The sequence below is a fragment of the Bhargavaea cecembensis DSE10 genome, from assembly GCF_000348905.1.
GTDB classification, from domain to species: Bacteria; Bacillota; Bacilli; order Bacillales_A; family Planococcaceae; genus Bhargavaea; species Bhargavaea cecembensis.
Map to the genome: position 1 here is coordinate 1 of NZ_AOFT01000001.1, position 21,402 is coordinate 21,402.

Sequence of the window (21,402 nt, forward strand, 5' to 3'; positions counted from 1 at the left end):
GTTTTTATTACCAGATTCCAATGATGTAGTACACAACAAGCGCCACCAGCCCGACCGGTACACCGAACCTGGCCCATTCGCCGCTGGTGATCCGGAGTTTGCCTGCGGAGATGATGTTCGGGATGTTCCCGGGGATCAGCATCCCTCCGCTGATGAGGAGGCCGAGAAGGATTGCCCGGATGGCATCATACTGCATGAGCGGACTGATCTCGGCGGCAGCCAGCGTGGCGTTGTCGAGGACGGCGGACAGCATATTCATCCAGTAGAGCGTGCCCGGTGCGACATCGGTGAGATGCTCGCGGATCAGCGGTTCAAATCCGGCGCCAAGCATTGTCAATGCCATGATGAACACATACACTTTGAACGAGCGGGTGAAGATCGACGATACCGGCTCGGGCGGCGGAGGAGTGCCGCCCGCCTCTTTTTCCGGCGGGTCGACCCAGACGGCCGCGAGAATTCCGAACATCAGGATGGCAGTGAGAACGTCCAGGCCGATCAGATTAAAGAGAAACGAAAACTCGGCATCCAGCTTCTGCACCGTGATGGTGGAGAGGGGCTCGCCGATCGGGGTGAGTGCGGCACCGAGCCCGATCGAATAGCATGCCAGGATGACGAGCCTGATTTCGGAACGCCGGGCAAGCCCCAATGTGCCGGTCACCGTGACGAGCACAAGTGCCGCGATGATGGCGGTGATGACGCTCGAGACGAGCCCAAGCAGGATGACAAGCAGCGTATAAAGAAGCCGGTCAGGCATCACTTTCCGGAGCAAGCGGATGCCGCCCGTAAGCTGCCGGTAAAACAGGCGGAAGACGATGCCGGCGACAAGCACGGTCAGCGTGATCGGCAGCGGATCGGCAAAGGCCTGTCCGAGCAGTTCGCGATTCATCATGCCGCCTGTGATCGCCGCGGCGATTCCCATGACGAGGAGGAACAGTTCCAGCTGCCGCTCGATGGGCTTTACGGCAAACGGCAGGACAAGGACAAGCAGGAGAATGATCAGGAGGCCGGTGGTCACGTCGATTGCTCCTTTGCTTCAGGCTATTTGCCATCTTATGAAGCGGAGCGGAAGGACATGTCCGCATAAATCGACACTCCCATGTTCCGATTGCTCTGATTTTTCGTTATACTAAATACTAGTTTTGAGAAATGAGTTGATGCTGCACATGAATAAAGATCTGTTCATTGCGTTTTTCCGGGCCGGGATGCTCGGTTATGGGGGCGGCCTTTCCGCCATCCCGCTTATGAAAAGGGAAGTCGTGGACCGGTACAAATGGATGGACGACGATGAATTCTCGGACGTTCTGGCGCTGGCGAACACGCTCCCCGGACCGGTCAACACCAAGCTGTCCGGCTATATCGGCTGGCGGCTGAACCGCTGGCCGGGGATGCTGACGAGCCTGGCTGCAACGGTCCTGCCGACCGCTTTCCTGATGGTCGTTTTGCTGACGCTGCTGAATGCATTCAAGGACAAGCCGTGGGTACAGGGGATGGCAAGAGGGGTCATCCCGATCGCGGGTGTCATGATTGGGGTGCTGGCAATCGACTTCCTGAAAAAAGCAGGCGTCGGCCTCGGATGGCCGCTGACCGTGGTCCTTGTTGTGGCGAGCCTTGCGCTCACTGAGTTCGCGGGTGTCCATCCGGCGATCATCATCGCCGTCCTGATTCTGTCCGCCTTTATCCCATGGAAGAGGAAGGGGGATGCGTCATGATGCTTTACTGGCAGGTTTTCTGGGCGCACTTTACATCCAACCTTCTCGGCTACGGCGGCGGGCCCGCAACGATTCCGCTCCTGCAGCACGAGGTGGTCGACCGGTACGGCTGGATGACCAACGGGGAATTCAGCGAAATCGTGGCGCTCGGCAACGGGCTTCCCGGGCCGATTGCGACGAAGATGGCCGCGTATATCGGCTACGACGTCGCCGGAATTCCGGGTGCTTTCATTGCGCTGTTCGCAACTGTCGCCCCGTCACTGATCCTCATGGTCGTGCTTCTCGGCATCCTCATGCGGCACAAGGACGCGCCACAGGTCAAGCGGCTGACGAAAGTCGTCCGCCCGACAATTGCCGTGCTACTCGGCGTAATGACGTATGATTTCTTCTTCGACTCGTTCACCGGATCGGGCTGGATCCACACACTCATCCTGATCGTCGCAGGCTACGTCCTGCTCGAGGTCCGCAAAGTCAGCCCGACCTGGGTCGTCCTCGGCGCGCTTCTCTACGGCGCCATCTTCCTCGGCGGCTGATTCATCTGCATAATTCAAGAAGGGGGAAATGATCCATGGATTACTTGTATCATCCGTTCCGCTCACAGCGGCATACGGTATTCGCGAAAAATGGTGTGGTAGCCACAAGCCAGCCGCTTGCGGCACAGGCAGGAATTGAAATCATGCGTCGCGGAGGCAATGCGATTGATGCTGCCATCGCCTCAGCCGCGGCACTGACCGTTGTCGAGCCGACCAGCAACGGCATCGGCGGGGATGCGTTCGCACTCATCTGGACGGAAGGCAAGCTGCACGGGCTGAACGCCTCCGGCCCGGCGTCAAAGGCTGCAACCGCCGATAAGGTCAAGGCGCTCGGACACGAGAAGATGCCGGTATTCGGCGCCGTCCCGGTGACCGTCCCGGGTGCGCCTTCCGCCTGGGCGGAAGTGTCCCGCAGGTTCGGGAAACTGAGCCTATCGGAGACACTCGAGCCCGCGGTGCGGCTGGCGGAGGAAGGCTATCCGCTTACGCCGATCCTCGGAAAGTACTGGGAAGTGGCCTACAACAAGTTCAAGAACCTTTCCGAAGGCAGCGAAGAAGAGCGGAAAGCCTTCGAGGCATGGTTTGACACATTCGCCCCGGACGGCCGTCCGCCGAAGACCGGCGAGATGTGGCGTTCCCCCGGGCATGCCGACACGCTCCGGCAAATCGGAGAGACGGACGGCAGAGCATTCTACGAAGGCCCACTCGCGGAACAGATTGCCGATGCAGTGCAGGCTCACGGCGGATTCTTGAGCAAGGAAGATCTCGCAGCCTATCAGCCTGAATGGGTGGAGCCGGTGTCTGCGACCTATCGCGGCTACGACGTCTGGGAAATTCCCCCGAACGGCCAGGGCATGGTCGCCCTCATGGCGATGAACATCCACTCGGCAACCGGCAAGCAGCCGGTTTATGGGGAAGCCGAAACGCTCCACCGCCAGATCGAGGCGATGAAGCTGGCGTTCACCGACGGCAAGGCGTTCATCACCCAGCCCGACGACATGCCGGTCGAAACGGCGCACCTTCTGTCAACGGAATATGCGGAAAAACGGGCAGCCGTCATCGGCGACCGGGCGATCGATCCGGAGCCGTACGAGCTGCCGAAGGGCGGCACGGTCTATCTGGCTGCGGCCGACGGGGAAGGCAATATGGTGTCCTTTATCCAGTCCAATTACATGGGCTTCGGATCCGGGATCGTCGTGCCGGACACGGGCATCGCGCTCCAGAACCGCGGCGCCGACTTCTCGCTTGACCCGGAACACCCGAACTACCTGAAGCCGGGCAAGAAGACGTATCATACGATCATTCCCGGCTTCCTCACGAAAGACGGCGAGGCGGTCGGCCCGTTCGGCGTCATGGGCGGCTACATGCAGCCCCAGGGCCACTTCCAGGTGATCTCGAACACGGTCGACTTCGGGCTGAACCCGCAGGCTGCGCTTGACCAGCCGCGCTGGCAGTGGGTCGGCGGCAAGACCGTCCAGGTGGAACCGGACTTCCCGCTCCATCTGGCACAGGCTCTCCAGCGGAAAGGCCACGACATCCAGATCGCGACAGACTCCGGCGGCTTCGGCCGCGGCCAGATTATCTGGCGCAACCCGGAAACCGGCGTGCTTGAAGCCGGAACCGAATCCCGGACCGACGGCTCGATTGCTGTTTGGTAATTAATTTGATGAATGAGATGAACGCCGGCAATCCGCCGGCGTTTTTAATTGGGACGGAAAAGGGCTGCAGCGGCATTGAGCGGCACCCGAGGGGGAAATGAGGGCACTCGGTCCGCATTCTGGCGCATTCATCATTGCAGTGGATGCACCCGAATCGCCTCAGCACAATCTGGAGATTAGCGAAAGGAGGGGAAGGGAAGAAAAGGGGAAACGGAACATTCGGGAGGAGATCAGGTGCTGACATTCACAACGAGCATGGATGAACGGACCATCGCATTGAAGTTCGACGGAAGACTGACAAAAGAAGATGCATTGAAACTGAACGAAGTGATTGCAAGGAAATACGAAGAAGAGGGTTCTTTTAATATCTTCGCGGAGGTCGGTACGGTCGACCTCGCTTCCATTCCCGATGCGCTCAGAGGCGTTCAATTCGATATAAAACGCCTGATGAGCTTCAATAAAGTTGCCCTTATGAGCGAGCAGAACTGGCTCCAGTTTGCCGAGGGACTCGGGATGGGCGAAATCGCCAGGCTGAAGACGAGGCATTTCAATCCGGGTGAGTACGACGCGGCGTGGGAGTGGCTGGGAGACGAATAATGTGTGGTGGAGCAGCTGCAGCTAATTTGCAGCCGCTCTGCTTTATTCCGATTTGCGTCGGCACCGGTTCATTTCGCGACTGCAACAGTCGAATTCGCGACCGCAACTGCTGATTTCACGACCACGACAGTTTCAACCGGACATCCGATTCTGGTACGCTAAGAAAAAGTGGAGTAGAGAAGGTGTCATGATGATTACAGTGGTCGGCAGCATCAATATGGATCTTGTGGTGGGGACGGAGCGGTTTCCGAAACAGGGGGAGACGGTACTCGGAAATCTGCATACGACAGTCCCCGGAGGCAAGGGGGCCAATCAGGCGGTTGCGGCCTCGCGCCTCGGCGGCAAAGTCGCCATAATCGGGGCGGTCGGCACGGATCCGTTCGGGGATGAACTCGCCGCAAACCTGGAGAACGAAGGGATCGACGTCAGCGGCGTAAAGCGGGTGGAAGGCCCGAGCGGCATTGCGAATATCCTGCTTTCGGAAGGCGACAACCGGATCATCGTCGTGCCGGGTGCCAATCATGGATTGACGCCTGAGGATATCGGAAACTGCGAACAAGTTATCGGTTCAAGCAATCTGATCGTCCTGCAGCTGGAGATTCCGATTCCGTCCGTTCTCCGCACACTCGAAATCGCCCACAGAAACCGTGTTCCGGTCATCCTGAATCCCGCGCCGGCAGACGGCTTCAGTGATGAATTCCTCCAATACGAGCCGATACTCACGCCCAACGAGAGTGAAGCGGCGATGATGTTCGGTGAGAACTGGGAACGGGCGCTTGAAGCGCATCCGAACCGGCTGATCGTAACGCTCGGCCAAAACGGAGCCCGCTATTATGACGGAGAACGTCATGTCCGGGTACCGGGCATCCGGGCAGAAGCAGTCGATACGACCGGAGCCGGCGACACGTTCAACGGCGCCCTCGCTGTTGCCCTGGCGGAAGAGATGCCGATGGAAGACGCCATCCGCTTCGCCAACGCGGCTGCCTCGCTGTCCGTCGAACAGTTCGGTGCCCAGGGCGGCATGCCGGGGCGCAGGAAAACGACGGAGCGGATGAAGGACCATGCATAACCAAAAGGAGGCGGCACAGGAAATCCTGTGCCGCCTCTTTCTATAGTTCTTTTATATACCACGTATCCATCGTCCCGTGCTCGGATCCGTCAAGCGGCCGCTCCAGCTTACGGAAGCCGAGCCGCTCATAGATCCGATTGGCCACCCGGAGTTTTTCCATCGTTTCAAGGTAGCAGTGCGCATAATGCTCCTTCGCAAAGCCGAGTGCGGTTTCCATCAGCTGCTTTGACATACCCTGTCCCTGGGCTTCCGGTTTGATATACAGCTTCTGCAGCTCGCACACGCCCTCATGCTCCCCGAACGGTGCTATCCCGACGCCGCCCAGAACTTCGCCATGTTCGTCAACAACCACCCAGTATTTCGAGTCCGGCAGCTTCCGGTAATAGTCCGACAAACTGCTCAGCTGCGGATCAAAATAGGCGGTACCGGGTATGTCGAGCCCGAACGACTCCAGCGAGCGTTTGATGATTCTCTCGATGGCCGGGTTGTCTTTTGCTTCGATTTCACGGATATTCATGGATTCATCCCTCATTTTCCTGTCCTGTTTCCAATCTATCTGCTTTATTGACAACATGCAAGGCGGTTTCCGGTTCGGTTCTAATCCCGCCTCCGCATACTTACCTTATAAGAAAGACTTCCGGGAAAGGGGCGGGAGAAATGAGGGTGGATGGCGTGTTCTCGGGAGGCGGGCTCAAGGGGCTTGCGCTTGTCGGGGCTTATGAGGAACTGGAGAAGCAAGGGCTGACGTTCCGGAGGATTGCGGGCACGAGCGCGGGATCGATCCTTGCCGCGTTCATCGCGGCGGGGTTCACATCAAGGGAAATCGCGGATCTGCTTGCCGAACAGGATTTCAGCGAGCTGCTTGACCGGCGGGCCTCCCTTGTGCCGACGCGCTTCATGAAGTGGCTGAATCTGTATTGGCGGATGGGGCTTTACCAGGGGAAGGCACTCGAGGACTGGTTCACGGACCGGCTTCTCGAAAAACAGGTGTATACGTTCGGAGATCTGGAGCCGGGCAGGCTGAAGCTGGTGGCTTCGGACCTGACAAACGGCAAAATGCTTGTGCTTCCTGACGATCTGGAAAAGTACGGGATTCCGGCGGAGACGTTCCCGGTCGCCCGGGCACTCCGGATGAGCTGCGGGATTCCGTACTTTTTCGAGCCGGTCCGGCTTTTCACTTCAGGTGGCGAGGCGATTGTCGTTGACGGAGGGGTCCTGAGCAACTTCCCGATGTGGATCTTTGACGATGAAAAAGGAAAACGGGAACGTCCGGTGATCGGGCTGAAACTGAGCCGCAGCCAGGAGGAGCGGCAGCCGCACCAAATCCATAACGCGCTCGACCTGTTCGAAGCGCTTTTCTCGACGATGAAAAATGCCCACGATGAGCGGTACATCTCGAGGGAGCATGCCCGTGATGTCGTCTTCATCCCCATGGACGATGTGAAGGCGACCGACTTTGACATGGACAGGGAACAGATGGAGGCGCTAATGGAAAGGGGCCGGGACAGGACCCGTCTGTTCCTCAAAACTTGGCGTCATACATCCGTTCCGGGCCGGGCATCCGTGCGGGTGGTGTAAAAAATAACCAATCAAGACGGACGGCAAATGTGATGCGGTCCGTCTTCTATTTATGTCGGGGGAATATAGAAACTAGTTTGAAATGAATAAGAAATATGTTTATACTCATAAATATTCATTTTTATTGACATCGGAGAGGAGACAAAAGGGGAAATGGAAGAAAGTCATAAGAAAAAACGTTGGGAAATGCCTGATACATATGTCATCCTGTTCGCCGTCCTATTATTGGCGGTGGCTTTGACCTATATCGTACCGGCCGGTTCATTTGAGCGGGAAACCGTGGAGGGCGTCGAGCGGGTCGTTTCGGGGACCTACAGCCAGACGGAAGGGAATCCGGCGGGCTTTATGGATCTGTTCCTTGCGCTGCAGCAGGGGATGGTGGAGTCGGCGGACCTGATCTTCCTGGTGCTGTTTGCGGGCGGTGCCTTTGAAATCATTGAACGGAGCGGTGCCATCCGGGGTGGGATTCTCCGTGCGGTCAATGTGACCAGGGGGAAGGAGTTCTGGCTGATTGCGCTTATTTCCATCCTGTTCGCGCTTGGCGGGGCAGTCGGGGCAGTCGCAAACTCCGTCATTCCGTTTGTCGCAATCGGGCTGATCATCGCACGCGCCCTGAAGCTGGATGCGCTGGTCGCCGTTGCGATCACGTTCGGTGCGACATTCGCCGGATTTAATGTCGGCTTCCTGAACCCTTATACAGTCGGGGTGGCGCAGACAATAGCCGACGTTCCGCTGTTTTCCGGGATGGGGCTGCGAATCCTTGCGTTTGTCCTGATTGTCGGCGTGACGATCTGGTATACATGGAGGTATGCCAAGGGTGTTTTGAATGATCCGTCGAAAAGCTTGATCGGTGTCCTCGAAGATCAGAGCCAGGACGGATCTTTGGACGCGCCTTTTACAGGCAGACATAAGCTGATTTTGTCGTTCGCAGGAATCGCACTGGCGTTCTTTGTTTTTGCGACCATCAAGATGGGCTGGACAATCAATCATATGGCCGCATTCTTCATCTTTATCGGACTGGTTTCGGGTATCATTGCCGGGATGAACTATAATCAGCTGACCATGGCATTTATGGAAGGCTGCAAAAACCTGGTGTACGGCGCCCTGATCATCGGGGTGGCCAGGGCGATCCTGATCGTCATGGAGAATGCTTACATACTGGACACCCTTGTCCATGCTTTGTCGGTTCCGCTGGAAACACTGCCCCCGGTATTGGCCGCGCTCGGAATGTTCGCAGCAAACGGCGCCCTGAATTTCCTCGTGCCTTCCGGAAGCGGACAGGCGATGATCGCCATGCCAATCCTGACGCCGCTTGCCGACATGCTGGGCATCACCCGGCAAGTTGCGGTCCAGGCTTTCCAGTTTGGAGACGGATTCACCAACAGTATCTTCCCGACATCCGGACCGCTCATGGCCAGCCTGGCCGTCGCAGGTGTTGCATGGGTCAAGTGGTTTAAGTGGATGCTGCCGCTGTTCGGCATATGGGTACTGATCGCCGTCGTCATGCTAAGTGTCGGGGTTCTCATGAACTGGGGGCCCATCTGAATAGCAGGGAAGAACATAAAAGCCGGGCCGCCTCATCAGGCAGTCCGGCTTCAACTATTAGTGCTGGCCTTTCTTTTTCCCTTTTAGTTCGATTCCCGCTGCGGATCCGCTCCGGCTGGAGTCTGCGACGCCGAGGAAGGTGCCGTTCTCGTGGTCGATCCGGATGCTCTGGACGTTGCCGATCGTGACCGGAGCCTGTCCGAATCGGTGGCCCATGCTGTTGAGGTGAGCCCGGACATCTGCAGGCATGCCGTCTTCATAGCGGTACGAAGTGAGGCTGTTCGTGTAGATGCGCGGCTCCTCGACGGCGGACTTCAGGTCCATGTCATACTCGATGGCATAAAGAATGGTCTGGAGGACCGATGTGATGATTGTCGGGCCGCCCGGCGAGCCGACGGTGAGGACCGGCTTTCCGTCTTCATAGACGATTGTCGGTGTCATCGAGCTGAGCGGGCGCTTATAAGGCTGAACTTCGTTGGCACCGCCCGGAATTGCGTCAAAGTCGGTGAGTTCATTGTTCAGCACGATGCCGTAGCCCGGCACCATGATGCCCGAGCCGAAAAGCTGCTCGATCGTCGTTGTATAGGAAACAACGTTTCCGTATTTGTCGGCGACGGTGAAGTGGGTTGTCTCGCCGTACTGCGTATTTTCAGGCTGGGCAACTGCTGCGGTCGGCGTTCCCTGGGATTCATACTTCCAAGGGTCGCCTGCAGCAGGCGCCGGATTTACCCGGTCCAATGAGATCAGCGCACGGCGCTCCTCGATATAGCGAGGGTCCAGCAGGCCGTTCACCGGTACATCGACGAACTCCGGATCACCGGCATACACTGCCCGGTCGGCATAGGCCAGGTGCATCGTTTCGGCGAGCAGATGGTACTTTTCCCAAGCCTTCACGTCGTACTGCGACAGGTCAAAGCCATCCAGGATACCGAGCATCTGCAACAGGAACACCCCGCCGGAGCTTGGCGGCGGCATGCTGGCGATGTCATAGCCTTTGTATTTGCCCCAGATCGGCTCGTCAATGGTCACGTCATAGCGTGCAAGGTCATCCCGAGTCATCGAGCCCCCGAATTCCTGGACGGTTTCAGCAATGGCATCAGCGACCGGCCCTTCGTAAAAGACATCGGACCCCTTGGAGCGGATCAGCTTCAGAGTCTTGGCCAGGTCGTCCTGCACGAGCAGTTCGCCTTCTCCGAGCGGCTCTCCGCTTTCATCAAAGAACACTTCCTGCGCAGCGGAGCGCTTCAGCTTTTCTTCATTGTCCTCGATGGCATCCGCAAGGACCGGGTCGATGGCGAAGCCGTGATCGGCGAGTTTGATTGCCGGCCCGATCAGCGATTCAAGCGGACGGGAGCCCCACCGGTCAAGTGCTTCCTCGAGGCCTTTCAACGTACCCGGCACCCCGACGGATGTTCCGTGCATCACCCGCTCGGAAAACGGGATCGGATTACCGTTCTCATCCAGGAACATATCCGGTGTCGCGCCTCCCGGGGCCCGTTCACGGCTGTTCACAATTGTCGTGTCTCCGGTCGCCCCGTCATGGACCATCATGAATCCGCCGCCCCCGATGCCGGACATCATCGGCTCGGTCACGTTCAATGCGAACTGGATGGCGACCGCGGCATCAATTGCGTTGCCGCCCTTTTTCAGCACATCCCGGCCGATCTCTGTCGCCAGCGGGTGGGCAGTCGCCACCATCCCGCCGTTCGCTTCCGCGACTTCCGGAAAGCTGTCGTAGTCAATTTCCCCCTGCGGCTTTGCGTTTGCCGTCACCGGAAAGCTGCCGGCGATCAAGGTCATCCCCAGCACAAATGCAGGCCATTTCTTCTTTAACACAAACAAACCCCTCCCCCTGAACTGTACTTGGTCGTTCTTATCCACTATAGAAAAGGGGATAGGGACCTGCAATCGGATATCAGAAAATTGAATCATCCGTCATGCTGTCCGCGTGCTTTGCTAAAGCTTTAGGCCCTGCAGGACAGGGGCGTCGGCACCAGAGAACAAGCAATTAACTGGGAGGGGAAAGGCGGGAGAAATTACAGGCAAGAGCTGTGGCAGATACATGCTGAAAATGCCGGACATCCGCCCGGCATAATACGTCACTTATTCAAGACTGATTCGCCGGGAAACGTCAGGCCGGTCGGTAAATACCCCGTCGGCTCCGATGGCGATCAGTCTCCGGATATCCTGTTCTTCGTTTACCGTGAAGACATGGACATCTAGCTCCCTCCCCTTTACCTTTTCGATGAACCCGGCATGCGCGGAATCGGCCGGGATGCCGATTCCGGATGCATAACCCCGCAGTTGTTCCAGCTCTTCGGAAGAAAGGTCTGCATTCTCCTTGAATGAGTAAAGTTGGATCAGCGGAATATCCGGGCGCATTTCGTGCAGGCGCATCAGGGATTCCTTGTTAAAGGATTGCAGGATCACCGGCGGGAGCTGACGCTGTCCGCTGCTTTCAGTGATGCCATATTGCTCGAGTTCGCTGATTACGGCTTGCTCCATCCCGGCGCCTTCAGGGGGATCCTTCAGCTCAATGTAGTAATTGACCGAGGTTCCGAATCGCATGAGTACGTCCCGAAGTTCCGGGATGGTGAGTTGCTCGTAGGAGGCTTGGGCAAGCTCCGGGTTTTCCTCATTGAATGCGACTCCGGCGGACACTTTTTTCAGCTCATCCATCGACATGTCGCTCACTTTGCCGGAACCTCCCGTGATGCGCTGCAGCTCCTGATCATGAATCACCGCCAGACGTCCGTCCTTTGTCATCCGGAGATCGAGCTCGATATAGTCGGCCCCCATCTCATCGGCCAGGATGTAGGCAGGCAGGGTATGCTCCGGGCGGTAGGCGGAAGCGCCGCGGTGGGCGATTGTGAGGAACCGGTCCTCAGGAAGCGGCGCAGGCTCTGCCTGGCTGAAGCTGCCGGTCGCCGGCAGAAGTTCCTTTTCCGGAGAGCATGCAGCAAGGACGAAAAGGAGAACCGCGGATAGGAGGAGGGAGCGTCTGTTCATGGGCGGGTTCCGCCTTTCCTGTTTTCTTTCAATGTACCGGACCGGAAACGCCAAATCCATCCCGAAAACCATTGTTTTTCCATTATGGTTCCGGTACGATTAAATTAACTGATTTAAATAAAGATTCTGAGTACGGTTTGTCTAAGGGGGACTGCCTGCTTGAAGAAAGTAGAACTGATCGACGTATCCAAATCCTACGATCGGCAGAAGGATGTCATCTCGAACATCAATGTGACCATCGAGCCGGGTGAGTTTTTCGTGCTGGTCGGGCCGTCGGGATGCGGAAAAAGCACGATGCTGCGCATGATCGCAGGTCTCGAAGAAATCACAGGCGGGACTCTGAAAATCGGGGAGAAGACCGCAAATCGCCTGCCCCCGAGCAAGCGCGACCTGTCGATGGTGTTCCAGAATTATGCGCTTTACCCGCATCTGAACGTCGAGGACAACATCACGTTCGGCCTCGATGTGAAAAAAGTGCCAAAGGCGGAGCGGAAGAAGCGGGCGCATGAAACCGCGGAAATGCTTGGCCTGACCGATTACCTGAAAAGGAAGCCGCGGGAGCTTTCCGGGGGCCAGAGGCAGCGTGTGGCGCTGGCGCGTGCCATCGTGAGCGAAGCACCGATCTGTCTCATGGATGAGCCGCTTTCCAATCTGGATGCCAAACTGCGCGCCCATATGCGTTCGGAGATCCGGCGTATCCAGAAGCGCCTCGGCATCACGATGATCTATGTGACGCATGACCAGGTCGAGGCGATGACGATGGGGGACCGGATCATGATCCTTCACGACGGGAAGATCCAGCAGGTCGGGAGCCCGATCGATATCTACAACCATCCTGCAAATCCGTTCGTGGCGACATTCATCGGATCGCCGCCGATGAACCTTGCGGGAGCGGATGTCAGGAAGGAAGAAAATGTTCTGATGCTGACCAATGGAACGCAAATCGCCATGCCCGAAGGGTCGCTTGATGAGATTGCGGAAAAACGGGTGACGCTCGGCATCCGTCCGGAGTTTCTCATGCCGCCTGAAACCGGCATTGGGCTCCCGGTGTTCGAGGCTGAGGTCACCAATGTCGAGGTACTCGGGCACGAAACCGTCTTTTCTTTCATTGCAGGCGAGGGGGAATGGACGGCCAAGTGGAACGGCCAGTGGCAGATCGGGACCGGTGACCGGATTCCGATCGCCGTCGACACCGGTTCCGCCTGCTTGTTTAGCTTGGAAGACGGCCGTCTGATCAGGAAGGCGGCAGACCGGCAGCGTGCGGTACGGAAGGAAGGTGCTGCGCTGTGAGTACACTCCGGGAAGATGCTGCACCCGTCGAAGTTATAAAGCCACCCGGAGTATGGACCCGCACGAGACGCGGCAGGACAGCAATCCTGTACCTGCTGCCGTCAATCATCCTCTTTGGCGTCTTTGTCTTTTATCCGATGTTCCGCACAATCTACCTGAGCTTTTTCCTGACCGATCAGCGGGGGGAGGCTGCCGTCTTTGTCGGACTCGACAACTACCGTTACCTGCTGGAGTCCGCGGCGTTCCTTAACAGTGCAAAAGCGACGATCCTGTTCGTCCTCTATACGGTGCCCGCAGGTGTGATCCTCGCCCTGTTCCTGGCGCTGATTGCCAATGAGAAGCTGAAGGGGATCGGATTTTTCCGGACGATCTATTCGTCGACGATGGGCGTGTCGGTAGCCGCGGCCTCGGTCGTCTGGCTGTTCATGTTCCATCCGAGCATCGGGATGTTCAACCGGTTCCTGGCACTGTTTGATATCGGGCAGATCCAATGGCTATTGGATCCGGACTGGGCGCTTTTTTCTGTCGCCATCTCGACCATCTGGATGAACACCGGATTCAGCTTCCTCATTCTTCTCGGGGGATTACAGAACATCAACGAGCATCTTTATGAAAGTGCAAAGATAGACGGCGCCGGTTACTTTTATCAGCTGAGGCGGATCACGCTGCCGATGCTGTCGCCGACCCTGTTCTTCATCATTACAATCTCGCTGATCAATGCCTTCCAGTCATTCGGGCAGATCGACATCCTGACAAAGGGCGGGCCCGCACAGTCGACCAATCTGATCGTTTATTCCATCTACCGCGAGGCATTCGTGAATTATCAGTTCGGGACGGCGAGCGCGCAGGCGGTATTCCTGTTTTTATGCATCCTGGTCGTGACGATCCTGCAGTTCCGATTTGGTGAAAGGAAGGTGCATTACCAGTGACGATGAGCCTTCCGAAAAAAATGATCTTCTATACGCTCCTGACCATTTCGGCAGTTGTGCTGTTTTTCCCGATTGCCTATGCGTTCCTGATCAGCTTCATGACGGGACCCGAACTCATGCAGGGGAGATTCCTGCCGGAGTCATTCCATCTGGACAACTACATCAAGGTGTTTGACCGGCTGCCGCTCCTCAACTATCTTCTGAACAGCTTCATCGTATCGGCGGGGGTCATGCTCGGCCAGCTGGCGGTCTGTTCGCTCGCGGCCTATGCCTTTGTCTTTATCCCGTTCAAGGGCCGGGATTTCGTGTTCTTCCTGTTTATCTCAACGATGATGATCCCCTGGGAAGCAACGATGATCCCGAATTTCTTCATCATCCAGAACCTCAACTGGCTGAACACGTACCAGGGACTGACTCTGCCGTTTTTTGCGCTCGCATTTGGTACATTCTTGCTGCGCCAGCACTTCAAGACCATTCCCAAAGAGCTTCATGAGGCGGCACAGGTTGCGGGACTCGGCCCTTTTGCGTTTTTCCGGCGTGTGGTCCTGCCGGTATCCAAGACGAGTCTCGTGACACTTGGCGCGTACGGATTCCTCACCACGTGGAACATGTACCTCTGGCCGCTCCTCGTCACGACTAACGATTCGGTCCGCACGGTCCAGATCGGGCTCAAGCAGCTCCAGTCCCAGGAAGTCGCAACCGATTGGGGGGTGGTGATGGCAGGAGTCATCGTCGTGATCATTCCGACCCTTTTACTGCTGTTCCTCGGACAGAAGCAGCTGCAGAAGGGACTCACACAGGGTGCGCTCAAGTAAGGATTCATTCATTCTAAAGGGGAAGAGGGATGAGAAATTGATGAAGAAGTGGCGGTTTGGCTTATTGATGGTGGCGGCATTTGTCATGCTGATGCTGGCGGGGTGTACGAACAGTGACCCGGATGCTGCACCTGAGGCGGATGCGGATACGGGCACCCAGGAAGTAGGCGAGCAGCAGGAAGCGGCCGTGAATGAAGAAGGAAAAGTGGAAATCGAGTTCTGGCACGCAATGTCCGGCGGAGGACAGGAATCACTCGATGCCATCGCCCAAGGATTCAACGAATCCCAGGATAAATATGTGGTTAATCCTGAATTTCAGGGCACCTATGAGGAACTCCTCACGAAGCTCCGAAGCATCGGAGGCACGAAAGATGCGCCTGCTCTCATGCAGGTATTTGAAATCGGAACAAAGTACATGATCGACAGCGGCTACATCGAGCCGGTCCAGAAATTCATCGATGAGGACAGCTATGATATCTCCCAGCTTGAGGAAAACATCCTGAACTACTACATGGTGGACGGCGAGCTCTACTCGATGCCGTTCAACTCGTCGACTCCGGTCCTCCTCTACAACAAGGACGCATTCCGTGAGGCGGGCCTGGACCCGGAAAAGGCCCCTGAAACGTTCGCGGACGTGATCGCTGCCTCTTCGAAGCTGAAGACCGATGAGATGTACGGCTTCTCGATGCTGACGTACGGCTGGTTCTTTGAGGAACTGCTCGCGACACAGGGTGGCCTCTATGTAAACGAAGAAAACGGACGCGCGGGCAATGCGACCGAAGCCGTCTTTAACGGTCCGGAAGGGCTCAACGTCTTCCGCTTCCTCGATACGATGAACAAGGAAGGCACGTTCGGCAACTTCGGAACGAACTGGGATGACATCCGTGCGGCATTCTCGTCAGGTAAAGTCGCGATGTACATGGATTCGTCTGCAGGCGTGGCCAATGCAATCGAATCATCGCCGTTTGAAGTCGGTGCCGCGTACATCCCGCATGCCGATGAAGTCAAACGCCATGGCGTCATCATCGGCGGCGCCTCCCTGTGGATGTCCAAGGGAATCGCCGATGAAGAACAGCAGGCGGCATGGGAGTTTATGAAGTACCTCACGACGCCGGAAGTCCAGGCGAAATGGCACCTCGACACCGGCTACTTCGCCATCAACCCGGCTGCCTATGAGGAAGATATTGTAAAGGAAAAGTGGGCTGAATATCCTCAGTTCCAGGTAACGGTCGACCAGCTCCAGGACACGGAGCCATCCGTCGCTACGCAGGGCGCGCTCATCTCGGTCTTCCCGGAATCCCGCCAGCAGATCGTCACCGCATTGGAGAATCTTTACCAGGGAGCCGATCCGCAGCAGGTCCTCGATGAGGCGGTCGAAGGCACCAACCGTGCGATTGAAATTGCAAACCAGACCAGTCAGTAAGCAGGCAATCAAGCCGGTCCTTTCCGAAGGGCCGGCTTGATGCGTTTACACTGCCAAAAAAGATGTCATTTAATTCAAATAATTCTTATGGTACGATGAAAGGACCAAGACGAAAGGGGGAGGAGCGAATGTCGCAGCAGGAACTGATCATGACCAAGCTGATTGCTCCGGTGCCGCCGTCATCCTATATGCCGCGGGCCGGGCTGAACCGCGCGTTCCGGCGGGGGCTGGATGCACAGACGATGATTGTCCACAGCGGAGCGGGCTATGGAAAAAGCTCGGGACTGGCCAGGTTTTTTGCGGACCATCCGATCCGGTATTCCTGGTACACGGTTTCTTCCGAGGACGATGACCTGCTTCCTTTCCTGCGGCATCTGTTCCGGAGCATCCAGCTGGCCAATCCGTCATTCGATCCGGAAGCGGCCTTTGGCGGCAACGAGCCTGCTCCGGGAAGGGCCGTGGCCGGCATCCCGGGGGCGTTTGTCAATGAGCTGATGAAGATCCGGGAACCGTTCGCCATCGTCATCGACGACTTCCACCATGTCGACCATGTGTTTGAAATTGATTTCTTCATGGAGAAGGTTCTGGAATTTCTCCCTCCGCAGATCCGGATGGTCGTCGCCTCCCGGATGAAACCGAAATGGTCGGTACTGCCGAGGCTTAAGCTGTCGGGGCGCCTTTACGAAGTGGGAGAAGAGATCTTCCGTTTCTCGCGTGATGAGATCGAAGTATACTTTGAAGATTACTTCGGGCGCAGGCTCGATTCAGCGGTGGCGGACCAGATCCTGACGCTTACGGAAGGGTGGGCAATCGCCGTCCGGCTCATGGCGGATCAGATCCGGGACGGTCAGGAACGGGAGGAACCGGTCCTGAAGCCGGCTCTGGCCGATCTGTTTTCCTATCTGTCGGAGGATGTCTTTAACCTGATGCCTGCCGATGACCAGGAGGCTCTTCTTGAGTTCAGTATTTTCCCCGCATTTTCGGATTCGCTGATCCGGGCGTTTTACGGAAAGTTGCAGGCGGAGAAGCTGGAAAAGCTGTCCGGCCGGCATGTGTTCATCCAGCCGCTCGGCTCCGGTTCGTATCGGTTCCACGCATTGTTCCAGCAGTTCCTGGAGGATAAATGGAAGGATAGCCGTCCGGACAGATTTGAAGAACTGCAGAAGAAAGCTGCCCATTTCTGTGCGGATCGCGGTGATACGACGCAGGCGCTGAACCATGCGGAAAAGTCGGGAGACCCGATTTTCTTCGCGCGATTTCTTGACGCCCATGCTCACGAAGTGGTGAAGGAAGGCAAGTTCGACTGGCTGCTCGACCGGCTGAAAACGATGCCTGCCCAGGTGAAGGAAGCGTGGTACGGCCTTTATTACCATGAAGGAGAATGTTTCAGGTACCGGGCGTTTTATGAGAAGGCGAAGCAGTCATATATGCGCTGCGCCGCATTGGCCGAACGGGAGGGTGACCGTCTGATGGTCAGCCGGGCCCATGCGGGTATCGCACATATCTATCTCGACACCATCCAGCCGGGCCGTGCCGAACCGTATCTCCGGAAAGCCATCGTGGAAGCAGAAAGCGGGGACGGGACCGACCAGAAGGTGATGGCACGCCTAAAGCGGCAGTATGCGGAAAACCTGGTCAACCTCGGCAGAGCGGATGAGGCCGATCGCTGGGCGGCCGAAGCGCGGCTCGGCTCGGAAATTTTGACGGAAGGCAACCTGGATGCCCGGATCTTCCTCCGGAGGGGACGGCTTGACGAAGCGCTCGGACTTCTGGAGCGCCGGTCAGGGCACACTGACCAGCTTCCCGATTCCCACCGGGAAACCGACCTGCTCCTTTCGTTCCTTTACTCTCTGAAGGGAGAGGCAGCACGGGCGAAGGAGGCTGCCGGCAAAGGGATCCGTGGCAAGCAGTCGGCATTTGTTGGTGCGGTGGCCCGGATCCGGAAAGGGCATGCCGAATTTCTCGAGGATCCGTACGATCTCAGAACCCCTGAACGGCTGTATCTTGACGCGATCGGCATCATGGAGGAGCTGAACGTCAACCGGGGGACGGCCGAAGCGTATCTGGGCCTCGCGATCCTTAGGGCTGTTGGAGGCCAATATGACGAAGCACTTTCCTGTGCGGAAAAGGGTCTTGCGGAAACCGAATCTGTCAATGACCAGTGGCTGTCCGCAATCATCCTTACGGGCATTTCCGTGATTCGTGCCCGTATGAAGGAATGGGAAAAGTCCCGTGATGCGGCGGAAAAGGCCCGTTCGCTGTTTTTGAGGAGCGGGGATTCGTTCGGCAGGATGGCAACGGCATACTGGATGGCGCATGCGGCATTCCATTCCGGGGATGATGAACGGTTTCTGCCGGCATTCGAGGAATTCGGGAACCTTTTGACAGACAATGGCTACGACTTTTTCATCCGGCGCAGGACGCTGATGGGACCGGTCGGGATGGAAGCCGTCCGGGCCATGATTGTCCATGCATGGAAATCGGGGAGTTCTGAGGAAGCAGCACGGCTTGCGGAAATCACCGGAACTGTGGACAGCATCAGGTATCCGGCCTACAGCCTGTTTGTCCGGCTCTCAGGCCCGTTCATCCTTTACCGGGACGGCAGGGAAGTGCCGGACAAAGAGTGGAAGAGGGATAAATCGAAGGAACTTCTGGCTTATCTGTGCCTGAACCGGGACCGGTATATCCCGAAGGAGGAACTGCTTCAGGCACTTTGGCCGGAAGCGGACGAAAAGTCGGCCGACCGGGACTTCAAGGTTGCGCTGAATGCACTTCTGAAAGTGTTGGAGCCGGAGCGGAACGCGCGGGAGGAGCCTTTCTTCATCAGCCGCCACAAGACGATGTACCGGCTCAATCCCGAAAGCAGCCTGACGACGGACGTTGAGCTGTTCCAGAAATATGCGGAATCGGGCATCCGGGAGAGACACGCGGAAGAATCAAAAGAAAAGCTCCAAAAAACGCTGGAGCGGTACGGCGGGACATTGTTCGCGGAAAAACCATCGACTGACTGGATCCGAACGGAGCGGGAAGCTCATTCCCGCCTGCGGATGAACGTGATGGAACGGATGGCGCAGACCTGCACCCGGCTCGAAGAATACGATGAAGTGATCAAATGGTCCGAAAAACTACTCGAGGCCGACGAAACGAGAGAAGAGGCCTATCGCCTCCTGATCTACGCCAACTACCGGCTGGGCAGGCGGTCCCGCGCCATCCGCTGGTTTGAACTGTGCAGGGACGTCTTCGACCGCGAACTTGGCATCGAACCGATGGAGCCGACCATCCGCATGTACGAAATGGTTCTGGAAGCAACTGAAACGAATGAAGAGTTTATAGAAGAAACATGAGCATATTTGTAAAGCTGATTGAAAAGAAGGGTCCGAACCTTCTCGAATCTGCTTCGCATTAGCTTTGGGCGAAGCGAATTTGGGGAGGTTTTTAGTCATGCCGGAAAAGCGTGAACAAGGTTGCGCGATGCTGTTCCGTGCTTCGTTTTTGGATAAGCATGCCCGGCTGATGTCTATCGCGTTAGGGCGGTTTCGTCATTCGCGGTCCTAGTTTCATCATTCAAGGTTTTGATTTCGTCAATCATCCTATTGCAGGGCGCGAATGACGAGATTACCCGGTCGAATGACGAGACCGGATGGATGAATGACGAGATTACCGTCTTGTGCTCGCACGCGCCAGTCTTCGTACTGGCAGCAGCTAAAGCTGCTTGGTGCTCCGCAACGCTGGCGCTTTTGCTCGCAGGCGTCAATCTTCGTATTGGCACCGGCTAAAGCCGCTTTGTGCTCCGCAACGCTTCGCTTTTGCTCGCAGGCGTCAATCTTCGTACTGGGTGGTGCTGCTCAACGCTTTCGCTTTTGAGCGCAGCAGCCAATCTTCGTATTGGCTGTGGGTGCTCCGCAACGCTTCGCTTTTGCTCGCAGACGCCAACCTGCGTTTTGGCGTCTGCAACTCATTTGCAACTCTTCCGGACTATGATGTAGTCAGTTCAGAAAGCGTTTACAAAACAGCGGAGGAGGAGTGCAAGTTGAAGAGAGTTGCAGGTTTGCTCAGTCTCGCTTTTGTCCTGGTGTTTTCAGCAGCCTGTTCGGACAGCGGGGCCGGTGAAGTGGAAGGAAGCGGCAGCGGTGAAACGATCAAAATTGGAGTCCTGGCCTCATTGACCGGCGCGCTCGAATCGTACGGCAAGCAGACACAGCGAGGATTCGACCTCGGACTCGAATATGCGACCGACGGATCGATGGAAGTCAACGGCAAGAAAATTGAAGTGGTCTATGAGGATACCGAAACCAAACCGGAAGTGGCGGTCCAAAAGGCGACCAAACTTCTTGAAGAAGACGGCGTGGACTTCCTTGTCGGCTCGTCCAGCTCCGGTGACACGCTCGCGGTCCTGCCGCTGGCGGAAGAATACGAGAAAATCATGATCGTCGAGCCGGCGGTCGCCGACAGCATCACCGGCTCCGAGTTCAACAAGTACCTGTTCCGCACGGCGCGGAACTCCTCGCAGGATGCCGTGGCCGGAGCGGCCGCAATCGCCGGAGAAGGCGTGAAGATCGCGACATTCGCACCGGACTACTCGTTCGGCTGGGACGGCGTAAAGGCATTCAAGGACGCGGCGGAGGACCTCGGCGCGGAAATCGTCCTTGAAGAGTATGCCGATCCGGCAGCGACCGACTTCACGGCAAACCTACAGAAGATCATCGAGTCGGACCCTGACTACCTGTTCGTCGTATGGGCGGGCGCCAACTCCCCATGGAACCAGATTGCAGACATGAAGCTTCAGGATAAGGGCATCAAGATCTCCACCGGTGCTCCGGACATCCCGGCACTGTCTGTCATGGAACCGCTTGTCGGCATGGAAGGGTTCTCTGTTTACTACCACACCCTGCCTGACAATGAAGTGAACGACTGGCTCGTCAAGGAACACACGGACCGCTTTGACGGAGAAGTGCCGGATCTGTTCACGCCGGGCGGCATGTCAGCTGCGATTTCCATCGTAGAAGCACTGAAACAGACGGAAGGCGAAACGGATGCGGACCAGCTGATTGAGGTCATGGAAGGCATGTCGTTTGAAACACCGAAGGGCACGATGACCTTCCGTGAAGAAGACCACCAGGCGCTGCAGTCACTCTATGCGATCAAGCTGGAAGAGCAGGAAGGCGTCCCTTATCCGGTGCCTGTACTGATCCGGGAACTTTCGCCTGAGGAGACAGAGCCTCCGATCATGAACTGACCGGGCGGAGA

At 57.0% G+C, this 21,402-nt stretch carries 17 protein-coding genes; 13 read left to right on the forward strand and 4 right to left on the reverse strand.

Features of this window, described 5'->3' with window-relative positions; all coding sequences use genetic code 11:
- Positions 1–7 precede the first annotated feature (7 nt).
- Positions 8–1,015 (reverse strand): DUF1646 family protein, encoded by a 1,008-nt coding sequence (locus tag C772_RS00005; protein ID WP_008296406.1) that lies wholly within the window; start codon positions 1,013–1,015, stop codon positions 8–10.
- 139 nt (positions 1,016–1,154) lie between these two features.
- On the opposite strand from C772_RS00005, the gene C772_RS00010 reads away from it, so the two are divergent.
- The 5 genes from C772_RS00010 (at position 1,155) to rbsK (ending at position 5,566) form a co-directional block, all read left to right on the forward strand.
- Positions 1,155–1,709: a chromate transporter gene (locus C772_RS00010; RefSeq protein WP_008296407.1), complete on the forward strand. Its 555-nt coding sequence runs from the start codon at positions 1,155–1,157 to the stop codon at positions 1,707–1,709.
- The gene (locus C772_RS00015; protein ID WP_035001025.1) at positions 1,709–2,242 is read left to right on the forward strand and encodes a chromate transporter; all 534 of its coding nucleotides are present in this window, start codon (positions 1,709–1,711) and stop codon (positions 2,240–2,242) included. Before C772_RS00010 ends, C772_RS00015 begins: the two co-directional genes overlap by 1 nt.
- A gap of 35 nt (positions 2,243–2,277) precedes the next feature.
- Positions 2,278–3,900: a gamma-glutamyltransferase family protein gene (locus tag C772_RS00020; RefSeq protein ID WP_008296409.1), complete on the forward strand. Its 1,623-nt coding sequence runs from the start codon at positions 2,278–2,280 to the stop codon at positions 3,898–3,900.
- Positions 3,901–4,134: 234 nt separating this feature from the next.
- Positions 4,135–4,497 (forward strand): SpoIIAA family protein, encoded by a 363-nt coding sequence (locus tag C772_RS00025; protein ID WP_008296411.1) that lies wholly within the window; start codon positions 4,135–4,137, stop codon positions 4,495–4,497.
- A 190-nt stretch (positions 4,498–4,687) separates the two neighbouring features.
- Positions 4,688–5,566: a ribokinase gene (rbsK, locus tag C772_RS00030; RefSeq protein WP_008296412.1), complete on the forward strand. Its 879-nt coding sequence runs from the start codon at positions 4,688–4,690 to the stop codon at positions 5,564–5,566.
- A 40-nt stretch (positions 5,567–5,606) separates the two neighbouring features.
- Here rbsK and C772_RS00035 read toward each other — a convergent pair whose 3' ends face one another.
- Positions 5,607–6,083 carry a GNAT family N-acetyltransferase gene (locus tag C772_RS00035; protein WP_008296413.1) on the reverse strand — a complete coding sequence of 159 codons (477 nt, stop codon included), beginning with the start codon at positions 6,081–6,083 and terminating at the stop codon, positions 5,607–5,609.
- A gap of 140 nt (positions 6,084–6,223) precedes the next feature.
- Between C772_RS00035 and C772_RS00040 the strand changes: the two genes are divergently transcribed.
- Together C772_RS00040 and C772_RS00045 are read left to right on the forward strand one after the other, a co-directional pair.
- Positions 6,224–7,144, forward strand: coding sequence for a patatin-like phospholipase family protein (locus C772_RS00040; RefSeq protein ID WP_008296414.1), 921 nt, complete (start codon positions 6,224–6,226; stop codon positions 7,142–7,144).
- Positions 7,145–7,297: 153 nt separating this feature from the next.
- The gene (locus C772_RS00045) at positions 7,298–8,689 is read left to right on the forward strand and encodes a YfcC family protein (protein ID WP_008296415.1); all 1,392 of its coding nucleotides are present in this window, start codon (positions 7,298–7,300) and stop codon (positions 8,687–8,689) included.
- 57 nt (positions 8,690–8,746) lie between these two features.
- Here C772_RS00045 and ggt read toward each other — a convergent pair whose 3' ends face one another.
- Positions 8,747–10,489, reverse strand: a complete 1,743-nt coding sequence (gene ggt / locus C772_RS00050) for a gamma-glutamyltransferase (RefSeq protein WP_051059380.1) — start codon at positions 10,487–10,489, stop codon at positions 8,747–8,749.
- A gap of 303 nt (positions 10,490–10,792) precedes the next feature.
- Positions 10,793–11,698, reverse strand: a complete 906-nt coding sequence (locus C772_RS00055) for a glycerophosphodiester phosphodiesterase family protein (protein WP_008296417.1) — start codon at positions 11,696–11,698, stop codon at positions 10,793–10,795.
- Positions 11,699–11,857: 159 nt separating this feature from the next.
- On the opposite strand from C772_RS00055, the gene C772_RS00060 reads away from it, so the two are divergent.
- The 6 genes from C772_RS00060 (at position 11,858) to C772_RS00085 (ending at position 21,391) form a co-directional block, all read left to right on the forward strand.
- Positions 11,858–12,988 carry an ABC transporter ATP-binding protein gene (locus C772_RS00060; protein WP_008296418.1) on the forward strand — a complete coding sequence of 377 codons (1,131 nt, stop codon included), beginning with the start codon at positions 11,858–11,860 and terminating at the stop codon, positions 12,986–12,988.
- On the forward strand, positions 12,985–13,917 hold the full coding sequence (locus C772_RS00065; protein WP_008296419.1) for a carbohydrate ABC transporter permease: 933 nt from the start codon (positions 12,985–12,987) through the stop codon (positions 13,915–13,917). The genes C772_RS00060 and C772_RS00065 overlap by 4 nt, the downstream gene beginning before the upstream one ends.
- A 2-nt stretch (positions 13,918–13,919) precedes the next feature.
- Entirely contained in the window at positions 13,920–14,732 is an 813-nt protein-coding gene (locus tag C772_RS00070; RefSeq protein ID WP_035000964.1) for a carbohydrate ABC transporter permease, read from the forward strand.
- Between the two features lie 40 nt (positions 14,733–14,772).
- On the forward strand, positions 14,773–16,155 hold the full coding sequence (locus tag C772_RS00075; RefSeq protein ID WP_035001029.1) for an ABC transporter substrate-binding protein: 1,383 nt from the start codon (positions 14,773–14,775) through the stop codon (positions 16,153–16,155).
- A 128-nt stretch (positions 16,156–16,283) separates the two neighbouring features.
- Entirely contained in the window at positions 16,284–19,499 is a 3,216-nt protein-coding gene (locus tag C772_RS00080) for a BTAD domain-containing putative transcriptional regulator (RefSeq protein ID WP_008296422.1), read from the forward strand.
- A 728-nt stretch (positions 19,500–20,227) separates the two neighbouring features.
- Positions 20,228–21,391, forward strand: a complete 1,164-nt coding sequence (locus C772_RS00085; RefSeq protein ID WP_407637178.1) for a substrate-binding domain-containing protein — start codon at positions 20,228–20,230, stop codon at positions 21,389–21,391.
- Positions 21,392–21,402 lie beyond the last annotated feature (11 nt).

Coding starts and splice junctions, on each gene's coding strand:
- C772_RS00010 (WP_008296407.1), top strand. CDS start 1,155: ATGCTGCACATGAATAAAGATCTGTTCATTGCGTTTTTCCGGGCCGGG.
- C772_RS00015 (WP_035001025.1), top strand. CDS start 1,709: ATGCTTTACTGGCAGGTTTTCTGGGCGCACTTTACATCCAACCTTCTC.
- C772_RS00020 (WP_008296409.1), top strand. CDS start 2,278: ATGGATTACTTGTATCATCCGTTCCGCTCACAGCGGCATACGGTATTC.
- rbsK (WP_008296412.1), top strand. CDS start 4,688: ATGATTACAGTGGTCGGCAGCATCAATATGGATCTTGTGGTGGGGACG.
- C772_RS00035 (WP_008296413.1), bottom strand. CDS start 6,083: ATGAATATCCGTGAAATCGAAGCAAAAGACAACCCGGCCATCGAGAGA.
- C772_RS00040 (WP_008296414.1), top strand. CDS start 6,224: ATGAGGGTGGATGGCGTGTTCTCGGGAGGCGGGCTCAAGGGGCTTGCG.
- C772_RS00045 (WP_008296415.1), top strand. CDS start 7,298: ATGGAAGAAAGTCATAAGAAAAAACGTTGGGAAATGCCTGATACATAT.
- ggt (WP_051059380.1), bottom strand. CDS start 10,489: ATGACCTTGATCGCCGGCAGCTTTCCGGTGACGGCAAACGCAAAGCCG.
- C772_RS00055 (WP_008296417.1), bottom strand. CDS start 11,698: ATGAACAGACGCTCCCTCCTCCTATCCGCGGTTCTCCTTTTCGTCCTT.
- C772_RS00070 (WP_035000964.1), top strand. CDS start 13,920: ATGAGCCTTCCGAAAAAAATGATCTTCTATACGCTCCTGACCATTTCG.
- C772_RS00075 (WP_035001029.1), top strand. CDS start 14,773: ATGAAGAAGTGGCGGTTTGGCTTATTGATGGTGGCGGCATTTGTCATG.
- C772_RS00080 (WP_008296422.1), top strand. CDS start 16,284: ATGTCGCAGCAGGAACTGATCATGACCAAGCTGATTGCTCCGGTGCCG.